Origin of the sequence: Mycoplasma bradburyae (assembly GCF_024339025.1) — a bacterium.
Classification (GTDB): domain Bacteria; phylum Bacillota_I; class Bacilli_A; order Mycoplasmatales; family Mycoplasmoidaceae; genus Mycoplasmoides; species Mycoplasmoides bradburyae.
In genome coordinates, this window is sequence record NZ_CP101415.1 from 960,568 (window position 1) to 971,445 (window position 10,878).

At 28.0% G+C, this 10,878-nt stretch carries 6 protein-coding genes; 2 read left to right on the forward strand and 4 right to left on the reverse strand.

The window, feature by feature from the left end; translation table 4 throughout:
• Positions 1-34: 34 nt before the first annotated feature.
• The 4 genes from gyrA to NMG77_RS03855 form a co-directional block, all read right to left on the reverse strand.
• Complete coding sequence (gene gyrA, locus NMG77_RS03840) at positions 35-2,617, reverse strand: DNA topoisomerase (ATP-hydrolyzing) subunit A (protein ID WP_255034655.1); 2,583 nt, start codon at positions 2,615-2,617, stop codon at positions 35-37.
• 19 nt (positions 2,618-2,636) lie between these two features.
• Positions 2,637-4,583 carry a DNA topoisomerase (ATP-hydrolyzing) subunit B gene (gene gyrB, locus NMG77_RS03845; RefSeq protein WP_255034656.1) on the reverse strand — a complete coding sequence of 649 codons (1,947 nt, stop codon included), beginning with the start codon at positions 4,581-4,583 and terminating at the stop codon, positions 2,637-2,639.
• 195 nt (positions 4,584-4,778) lie between these two features.
• Positions 4,779-5,747 carry a J domain-containing protein gene (locus NMG77_RS03850; RefSeq protein ID WP_255034657.1) on the reverse strand — a complete coding sequence of 323 codons (969 nt, stop codon included), beginning with the start codon at positions 5,745-5,747 and terminating at the stop codon, positions 4,779-4,781.
• Between the two features lie 3 nt (positions 5,748-5,750).
• Positions 5,751-6,926 (reverse strand): DNA polymerase III subunit beta, encoded by a 1,176-nt coding sequence (locus NMG77_RS03855; RefSeq protein ID WP_255045835.1) that lies wholly within the window; start codon positions 6,924-6,926, stop codon positions 5,751-5,753.
• A 2,618-nt stretch (positions 6,927-9,544) separates the two neighbouring features.
• Between NMG77_RS03855 and NMG77_RS03860 the strand changes: the two genes are divergently transcribed.
• A complete protein-coding gene (locus NMG77_RS03860; RefSeq protein WP_255034659.1) occupies positions 9,545-10,360 on the forward strand; it encodes a ParA family protein in 816 nt (271 codons plus the stop codon).
• Positions 10,350-10,874: a hypothetical protein gene (locus NMG77_RS03865; protein ID WP_255045836.1), complete on the forward strand. Its 525-nt coding sequence runs from the start codon at positions 10,350-10,352 to the stop codon at positions 10,872-10,874. Before NMG77_RS03860 ends, NMG77_RS03865 begins: the two co-directional genes overlap by 11 nt.
• Positions 10,875-10,878: the final 4 nt, after the last annotated feature.

A 10,878-nucleotide genomic window follows, 5' to 3' on the forward strand; every position in this document is an offset into this window, starting at 1 on the left:
ATGTTTAATACCTAATTATTATTTTGTAGTTTTTTTATTCTTCATTAGAACCATCGTTTTGTTCGTTGTTTTCTTCATTAGTATTTGATGATTCAGTGTTATCTAATGAATTGTTTTCTTCTTGTTGAGATGGATTAGAAGTTGGTGTTTGCGATTCATCTTCTTCAACATCAAAGATTGCTACAGATTGAAGAGTTTCTTTTTCATTCAATGAAATTAATTTAACGCCTGAAGTGTTTCTTCCTTGTTCTGAAACTTCTGCTAATGGAACTCTTACAATCTTACCTGTTGATGAGATCATTAATAATTCTTCATTACCATTTACTAATTGTGTATTGATTATATTACCAGTCTTAGGAGTTACTTTTATTGTAATAACACCTTTTGAACCTCTGTTAGTCATACGGTATTCTTGGCGATCAGTCATCTTACCAACACCGTTTTCACAAACTGCAAGCAATAAATTACCTTGATTAGATGACGATAAACCAATAACTTCATCTTTAGGATCTTTGAATTTAACCCCGATCACACCTTGAGCAGCTCGACCCATTGATCTAACAGTATCTTCTTTAAATCTTACTAATAATCCTGATGAAACACCTAAATAAATTTCTTCATCACCTGAAGTTTTAATTACTTTAAATAAGCTATCATTTTCAGTTAAAGTGATAGCAATCTTCCCATTATTTTGAATACGCGAGAATTCTGAAGCTTGAACTCTTTTAACTGTACCTTTTTTAGTTGAGAAGAAGAAATAACCACTATCATAATCATTAGTTGATAATAATGACATTAGTTTTTCATCTTTTTCAATGCTAATTAAGTTAATCGCAGGAATTCCTTTAGAAGTTCTAGAACCTACTGGAACTTGATGTGCTCTGATACGATAAACCTTACCATAATTCGTAAAGAATAATAAATCTGAGTGAGTTGAACATACGATTAATGATTCAACGTCATCGTCCTCGTAAGTGTTCATACCTTTGACACCAACACCACCACGGTGCTGTAGTTTATAAGCACTTATCGGTATTCTTTTTAGATAACCTTTAGATGATCTAGTAATAACTACAGTTTCAACCGGAATTAGTTGTTCATTGTCAATAGTTGAATTTAAACCATAACAAATCTTGGTTCTTCTTTCGTCACCAAATTTGTTATCAATTTCATCTAATTGTTCAATAATAATCTGAATTCTTCTTTCTTTACTTTGTAAGATTTCTTCAAGATTTTTAATTAATTCTCGTAACTTCTCTAATTCTTTTTGTAAGTTTTCACGTTCAAGACCACTTAGACTTCTTAAACGCATATCAAGAATAGCTTTAGCTTGTAACTCACTTAGTTCATACTTAGATATTAAAGTTGTCTTAGCATCTTCATTATCTTTAGCATTTTTAATAATTTCTATAACATCGTCAATATTGTTAGTAGCAATCACTAAACCTTCTACAATATGAGCTGAAGCTTGCGCTTTTTTCAATTCGTAGCTTGTTTTTCTTAGTAAAATTTCGAATTGATGATCAATGTAAATTTGTAATGCTTCTTTTAAATTAAGAACCTTAGGTTGGTTATTAACTAAAGCAAGCATTGCAACCGAAAAGTTTGTTTGTAATTGTGTAGATTTGTAAAGTTGATTTAATAAAACTTCTGGTATAACATCACGTTTTGTTTCAATAACAATGCGAATACCATCACGGTTAGATTCATCACGTAAATCTGCAATTCCTTGGATTTGTTCAGTTTTAACTAAATCAGCAATCTTGTTAATAAGATTTGCCTTATTAACCATATAAGGAATTTCTGTAATAATAATGTTGTTTTTATTATTTGATAATTCTTCTATTTCTGATTTAGCACGAACTGAAACAGAACCTCTACCGGTATTGAAGTATTCATTAATTCCAGCTTCACCTAAGATCTCAGCAGCTGTTGGAAAATCTGGTCCTTTAACAAATTGTTTAAGATCTTCAATAGTTGCATCTTCATTCGTTAATAAATACTTAATCCCACCAATTAATTCACTTAAGTTGTGAGGCGGAATGTTAGTTGCCATCCCTACAGCAATCCCGCTTGAACCGTTAGCTAACAAGTTTGGAAATAATGAAGGTAAAACTGTCGGTTCTTGTTCTGAAGCGTCATAGTTATCAACAAAATCAACTGTTTCCTTATCAATGTTACGTAACATTTCAGCTGATATTTTTGATAATCTAGCTTCAGTATATCTCATAGCCGCTGCGCTATCACCATCGATCGAACCAAAGTTACCGTGCCCGTCAATTAGCATATAACGCAATGAGAATGGTTGCGCCATACGAACCATTGTTTCATAAATAGCGCTGTCACCATGAGGGTGATATTTCCCCATAACATGCCCTACGATTTGAGCTGATTTTCTATACGGTTTGTCGTGAGTTAAACCTGAAGTGTATGCCCCATATAAAACTCTACGGTGAACTGGTTTTAATCCGTCACGAGAATCTGGTAAAGCTCTGGAAACAATAACAGACATGGCATATTCCATGAATGATGTTTCAAGTTCTTTGGTTATTGATGCTTCTTTTACTACTGTTTTATCTAACAGTTGTTTTATATTATTTTTGTCGTTATGATTCATTGATTAAACCTAAGTAATTCTAAAAATCAATATTCTTAACTAATTTAGCATTCTTCTCGATGAAATCACGACGTGGCGAAACTTCATCACCCATAAGTAATGAGAATGTTTTATCAGCGTTAGCAGCGTCATTAATAGAAACTTTTAATAAAGTTCTTCTTTCAGGATCCATGGTTGTTTCTCACAATTGAATATCATCCATTTCCCCAAGCCCTTTATAACGTTGTAATTCATAACGAGCATTCGGGTTTTCTTTCTTTCATTGATCTAATTGTGCGTCCGAATAAATGTATTTATTATTCTTACCTTGACTAATACGGTACAACGGAGGTTGCGCGATATATACGTGTCCTTTTTCAATTAAAGGATACATGTGTCTGAAGAAGAATGTTAACAACAAGATACGAATGTGAGCGCCATCGACATCTGCATCGGTCATTATGATGATTTTGTTATAACGAATTTTTTCAAGAGAAAACTCGGGATTTACACCAGCACCGATTGCTGTAATTAATGTTCTAATTTCTTCGTTTTTAAAGATCTTTTCGTGGTTCGCTTTTTCAACATTTAGAACCTTACCTCTAAGTGGTAAGATTGCTTGGTAAAAACGATCACGACCAGATTTAGCTGAACCACCAGCCGAATCCCCTTCGACTATGTATAGTTCAGATATTTCCATATCCTTTGTTGTACAGTCAGCTAACTTACCTGGTAAAGAAGCTGATTCAAAAGGAGATTTACGAGCTGATTCTAAGGCTGCTTCTGAACGTTTTCTTGAAAACATTGCCGAAACTGCTTTAGATGTTATTATTGATGCTTCTTCTGGATTTTCTAAAAAGAATCTTTCTAATAATTCGGAAACTACTGTATTAGTAAATTCTCTTACTTCAGTGTTTCCTAAACGATCTTTAGTTTGACCTTGGTATTGCGGCTCTGAGTGTTTTATCGAGATAATTGCTGTTAAACCTTCGACAATATCTTCTTTTGAAATCTTACCATCAGTTTCCTTGATAAATTTCTTTTCTAAAGCGTAACGATTAATGATTTTATAAAGAGCGTTTCTAAACCCTTCTTCGTGGGTGCCGCCTTGGTTTGTGTGAATATTGTTACAGAACGAATATGTTGAATTGAAATAACCATTTGTGTATTGAAAAGCTACTTCTAATAACATTGTTACTTCTAAATTTCTTTTAGGTAAAGTAACCTTAGTTTTTTGCTCTCCATAAATGATTTGAGGAATAATTGGCTCTTTAGATGCATTTAAATACTCAACGTATTGTTTGATTCCACCTTCATATAATCATTCTTGGTTATTTTTCTTATCTGATCTTTCATCATTAAAGATGAATTTAATACCTTTATTTAAGAATGCTAATTGTTGCATTCTGTCAGATATTACAACTTCATCAAATTCGAATTGTTCCATAACGCTAAAATCAGGAACAAACTGAATTCTTGTTCCTTGTTTTTTATCATCTGAACCAATTTCTTTAAGCGAATCTAATGGAATTCCACCATCCTTAAATTCCATAAAATGAATTTTATTTTCACGGTTTACTCAAACTTTGAATGAAGAGCTTAAAGCATTAACTACAGAAGCACCTACCCCATGAAGACCACCTGACATTGAGTAAGAATCACTATTAAACTTACCACCGGCATGCAGAATTGTTAAAACGGTTTCTACTGTAGATTTTCTTGTCTTTTCGTGAATGTCGATCGGAATACCACGACCATCATCTTCTACTTCTACTAAGTAGTTATCCTTCAATGTAAGTTTAACGGTTGTACCAAAGCCTGCCATCATTTCATCAACAGCATTGTCAATGATTTCTCAAATCATATGATGCAGACCTTTCTGGTCTGTAGAACCAATGTACATACCAGGTCTTTTTCGAACAGCTTCTAATCCTTCAAGGATCGTAATATTCTCAGAGCTATATTCGTCTTTTTTTATGTCGCTCACTTTTTGCTATCTCCTAGCTAAAACACATAAATATTACACATAAAATAAAAGAATATTACTTTTAATTGAAAATCATCATTAAAAGTAATCTATATTTTGTGAGTAAAGTTATCCATTTTTTAAATTATAAAAAAGGTGAATTTTACCTAAATCCAGACCCTTTCATAATATGCTATATTATACCATATGGCAAACTTAACTATTGAACTGGTAGGTTTTGTAATTAAAGATTTTGGTGTTAGGATTTTTGTTATTTTCACTAGGCACTAAGAATCATAAACTGGTTTTTTCGTTGTTTAAAATACTCGAGAAAATCTTTAATCGTTTTTCAACTCTAGGCACAACTTTGAAGTGAACAATTAAGTCACCTTGTCATCCAAGTGCAACGTTACCTTTTCCAAAGAATTCTGATACGTCACCTGTCTTAGTGTTAGGTGGAACTAAGAAAGCATAGTTTCTAAGTTCTTCATGTCAAATTTCATAACTTCGGTTTCTATTAATAACTTTAATTTTGATCGGGATATTAACAGTACGTTGGTTATTAATTTCATCTTGAGTTACTTCGATGATCGCTTCAATGTTGAAGTATTTTTTCAAGATTAATCATGAACTGAAGTCATAGCGATGTTTTAGATAATCGATCAATTCGTTTTTAGTAACGTTGTACTTAATAACATCTTGGCGATTCATCAATCTCGTAACAAGATTATTAGGAATACTAAAGCTATTATCTAGTTCAAAGAAAGAACAAGATATATCGTAATCTAAAAATGCACCTAATCCGTCAATCGAAATGTTGTCAAACTTATTGTATTTTTGATACTCTTCGTAATAAAAGTTTGAAGGATTGAAATCTCATTGCTGAGTTAAGCTAATATTTTTAGTGAAATTCTCGTGTCATATTTCAGCACCCGAATATTCGTAAGTAATACCGTCAGATGAAAATTCAAAAGTCTTAGAATTTTCGTTTTCTAACATCAAGTCGTATTTTTCACGTTGTTCAGCGTCTGAAAGAATAGAGTATGCATTGTTTATTTGAACAAATTTATCATGCCCGTCTTTGTTGATATCAGGATGGTATTTTTTTGCTAATCTTTTGTAAGAGGATTTTATCTCACTTAATGTTGCGTTTTCGCTGACTTCTAACAATTCGTATAATGTCATATTTTAATTTGTTGATGAAGGGGCTAAAACCTGTATAAACTTAAGTTTAAATTGTTCATTATTTTTTTCATAAACTTTAAGTATATGAGCAGATATAGCAGGTTGTAAGAATAGTTCAAAAACTATATCTTTAGATTCAAATGATTTGATGTGGTCGTTCAAGAAGAAAGGGTTGATGTTTATATCGATGCTTTCACCTTGAAACTGATTAATATCGATTTCTGAATTATATGAAGCAATATCTAAAGACTTAGTTGATATCTTTAAAACGTTTTTAGTGATTTCGAAATTTGCTTCAACGTTATTCTTACCTTGATCTGATAAAGATAATACCCCAGTTAATGAATGAAGTTCGTTACTAATAAGATCTTTATCCACAACAAAGCTACAGCAAGTTTCACCAGAATTTAAGATTCTCTTGAATTCAGGGTATGGTTCGTTTTGAATTCTTAAGTATAAAACGAATCTGCCATTAGTTAATACAACCTTATCACTCTTGCTATTTATTTTCAACAGTAGTTCATCTTTTTCTTTCAAGAATGAAGCCACGTAAGAAAGAGATGATGCGTTAATTGAAAAATTGAATTTAGTTTCTTGGGCATCAGCCGTATTACCAACTTTGTAATAACAAGAAGATAGTTTGATTGTGTCAGATCCTGTAATTCATATATTCATATCTTCAGGATCTTTTTGGAAGTTAATAGCTGCGCTTATTGAGTTCTTGTTGGTTTGGATAGATGTTGAGTGCATCACCTTCTTGATGCTCTTAGCGAATAAGAAACTGTCAATATCGATAACGCTAAATTTAGAATCATCTATTTCAATGTCCGGATAAGATACATCCTCTTCTAGACTTAATGAGGTTTGTGTTTTAGCGTACTTGATAATTAACTGATTATCTAGCTTAGCAAAAGTTACAGTATCTGAAGTAATCGATTGAATAACGGTAGATAACTTTTTGGCATTGATAATAAATTCACCTTCCTCTTCAACATCAATGTCATCCTCAATTTTGTAGATAGAAGATACCTGACCATTACTTGAGTAAATCTTACAACCCTTGCTATTAACTTTAATAAGCAAGTTTTTTAAAACAAGATCTAGGTTGTTGTCTGAAGCAAAGTTACTTGAAAACTTAATTGCCTCTAAAAAAGAATTTTTGTTTGTAAAGAATTTCATTTCTTATATTTTACTTTTTAAATTTTTATTATTAGCTTTGCGAATTGTGGATAAGTCTGTGGATAATCCACTATTTTTTCTGCTTATTTTAGCTACATTAAAATATAAATATTTTAATGTAATTATACTAGCTTTTTTTGAAAAATTCAAGTATTATATATAAGTAAAATATAATAACTTTTAACTATATTACTATGTAATATAGTTAGCTTAAAAATTATAACAGACATTTTTTAAATTTTTAATAAAAACACTAAAAACAGCAGTTTTCCACACCTAAAACCCTTTAAAATCAATGTTTTTGAATAAAAAATAAGTAAATTAGGTACTTTATAAGGTGTTTTTATTACCTAAAAGTACCAAAACACACTTCTTACAGATCAAACACTAAGCCAGAATGAATCCATCTAACCCTATGTCATTAAACTTGCATAAAGCATAGTTTTTTTAGTTAAACAGGCTTAATATTATAACAATATTACTATTAATAATAGTTTTTTAATATTAAAAAAATATTGTTTATTTAACCGTAATTTTTAGAAAATATTAGAAAAGACTATTACAAACAGTAAAACATTTTTTATAAAAAACTATATTAAAAAATAATACAGAAATATATCAATAAATATATGATAAATAACAATATTAAAAGGCTATTGTTATTTTTATAAGATAAACACAAGAGCTTATCTATTAATGGGATAAAGAATAATACGAAGGTAACAATATTATTAAAGTATTACGGCAATAAAGCGTTAAGTAATTATCAATAGCATTCACAATATTCAAACAATATTATAAGAATATTATGAATAAATTAACCAATAATCCTTAATATTACAACAATATTATAAAAATATTGTTCTCTAAAAATTAACAATAAGTCTTAATATTAAAGTAATATTATTAAAATATTGTCGTCCAATTAAATTATTAATAAGTATCGATACTACAATAATATTATTAAAATATTGTTCATAATATTATTTTAATAATCCTTTATATATCAATAATATTATAAAAATATTATTATAAAACCCTTTATTTATAAACAATATTATTTTAATACTAAAAAATAAAAAGAAAAGTATTAATTGAAGTAGCTATTATAAATCAATATTATGTGTATAGCGGTTAAAAAAGAGATATACTAAAACAATATTATATTAATATTATTAATATTCCCGACTATTTTTATAGTTTATTAAATAACTTTATCAATAAGATTAATATTAAGACATATTAGTCTTATTAAAATAATATGAAAATAATATTATTGTATTTTTCTTATTAGTTTTGTTTGGTAGTCAATAAACAATGATATTTTGATAATATTAAAAAATATTGTTTATTTATTAATAGCTGATAATAGACGAATAATAATCAATATCAACAATAGAATTAAAAGTAATATTAAAACAATATTATAAAAATATACTCAATAGACAAGATATAAAAGTAAATATAAACAAATAATATTAATTTAATATTGTTTTTATTTTAAGTGTTTAGTAAGTATTTAAAGCTTATTATTTAAATAATATTATTAATATTCTTAAATATGGATATAGTTTATAAAAGACCTAAAACAACATAATATTATTTAAGTATTGAATACGAATAATAAATACTAAATAGATATTTTATTAATATTAAGCGGTTTATATGAACGGAATATTTAAATAATATTAAAATAATATTGTTATTTATAGGTAATAAATATTAATCATTAATAGGTAATCTTAAAATATAGCGATATACGGCGTATATAAATGTATTGCGACCGATAATAGTAATGACCAATGATTTACTATTGATTAAAGAATAAGATCACTTAAAGCTAGTGTATAATAATATATTTATAATATTAATTTAATATTGTAATAAAAAACCGGATATTAGCTATTATTAGAGCAAAAACAGGATAATGTATTCAATATTAAAACTGATATACGTAGCACAATATTATTTAAATATTATTTAAGAATCTCAAAATATAAGCTCAATATAGACAATATTAAAACAATATTACATTTATTAAAATATAGTGAACAATATAGAAATGTCACAATACTAAAACAATATTATTAAATATTGCTAAATTATCATTAGTTTTATTGAATATTACAAATAACCTTATCTCGAAACAAACTTAAACATAAGCTCTTAAAAATAAAGCTATTTATAGAAATAAATCCTAAAACATTATTAACTATGACTTTAAAAAACAAAATTGAATAGTAAAAGATAACATTTAGCTAATCTAGCTCAAAATAATTAAATAATACTATTGCTACAGCCCTTTAAAAGGTTTTTAAAAACGAAATAAAACAGCTTAATTATTTTCTTGATATGTTTTGTAATTAAATTTATTAACTAAAACTATACGAAAAGATATAAGAAAATATAAGAAGATTATTAAGAATATATACCACTCATAATATTTTTTAATATTAATAAAATATTGTTAAAAATACCGTTGAATATTAAAAATATTGTTGTTTTTAACAATTAATACCATATAAGGTTATTTTTATTTACTTATAAAGGTTAATACATACAATAATATTATTTTAATATCAATATTATATTGTTATAATATTATTAACGATTAAACTATGATCATATCATTCATTAATAATAAAGGTGGAGTTTTAAAGACTACATTAGCAACCAATATATGCGCAGTGTTTTCTAAATTCTTTCCTAAAACAAGATCTGTAATTGTAGACCTTGACGGTCAAGGTAATGTGTCTGCAACATTCGGGCAACACCCTGAAAGATTAAAAAATACTCTTATCGATATTTTTAGAGGTGAAAAAGATATTGATGACTGTGTATTAAATGTATTTACTGGTATAGATATACTTCCTTCTAATCATGAACTAAGTTTCGTTGATATGGATGTAGCTAGAAAAGAATACAAATTATCAGTAATAAAAAATATTATTGAGAAATTGGATGAAACTTATGACTTTGTATTCTTAGACACTCCTCCAGCAATGTCTACAATAGTTTCAGTATCAATGCACATATCTGATGTTATTGTTATTCCGTTTGAACCTGATCAATATTCTATATTAGGTTTATTAAGAGTTATTGATACTATTGAAACATTTAAAGAAAGAAACGAAGATTTAAAGGTATTAGTGGTACCAACTAAAGTTAATGTTAGAACGAAACTACATAACGATATCTTAAGTATTGTTAAAACTAAAATAAATAAAAAGAACATTCCTTTAAGTAAAAACATTGTTTCATTTACCACTAAATCTTCAGCATCAGTAGGTTATGAAAAATTACCAATTGTTCTAATTAATCAAAAATCTAAGTATCAACAAGAATATATCGAAATAACTAAAGAGATTATTAATCTAATTAGAGAAACAATTAAAGAAAAGAAAGAGAGAGAAAGTAAACAAGATGGAGAATAATAAAAAACCTAAGAAAAAGGAAAAAAGATTTACTGATCTTAGTGCTGACTTAGATGATGATCTAACAGAAGTTGATCCTGAGTACGAAGACGATAAAGAAGTTAAAATCGAAAAGAATAAGGATAATAACTTAATCGACCCTAATGATCCCTTCTTTTATTCTGAAACTTACGAACAAACAAGAATCGATCTTATAAAAGATAAAAGAAGAGAAGAAAAGAAAGAAGAAAAAAGAGAACCAAAAATAGAAGAAATTAAAGAATCACCGGTAAAAATAACTAATTCTGAATATAAAACTGAATACAAACCTGAACAAAAAGAAGAAAAAGAATCTAAAGATGTTTATATAGATTCAAGTTTAGAAATTGCCGGACAAGAACCTTTAACTAGAGGTATGCATTTTTACACAAATTCTCGCGTTATTAGGAAAATTAGAGAATGTGCTAAAAGTAAAGGTTTAAGCATATCAAGATTAATAACAATGATTCTTGATAAAAGTATTAAAGAAGAATAGAATA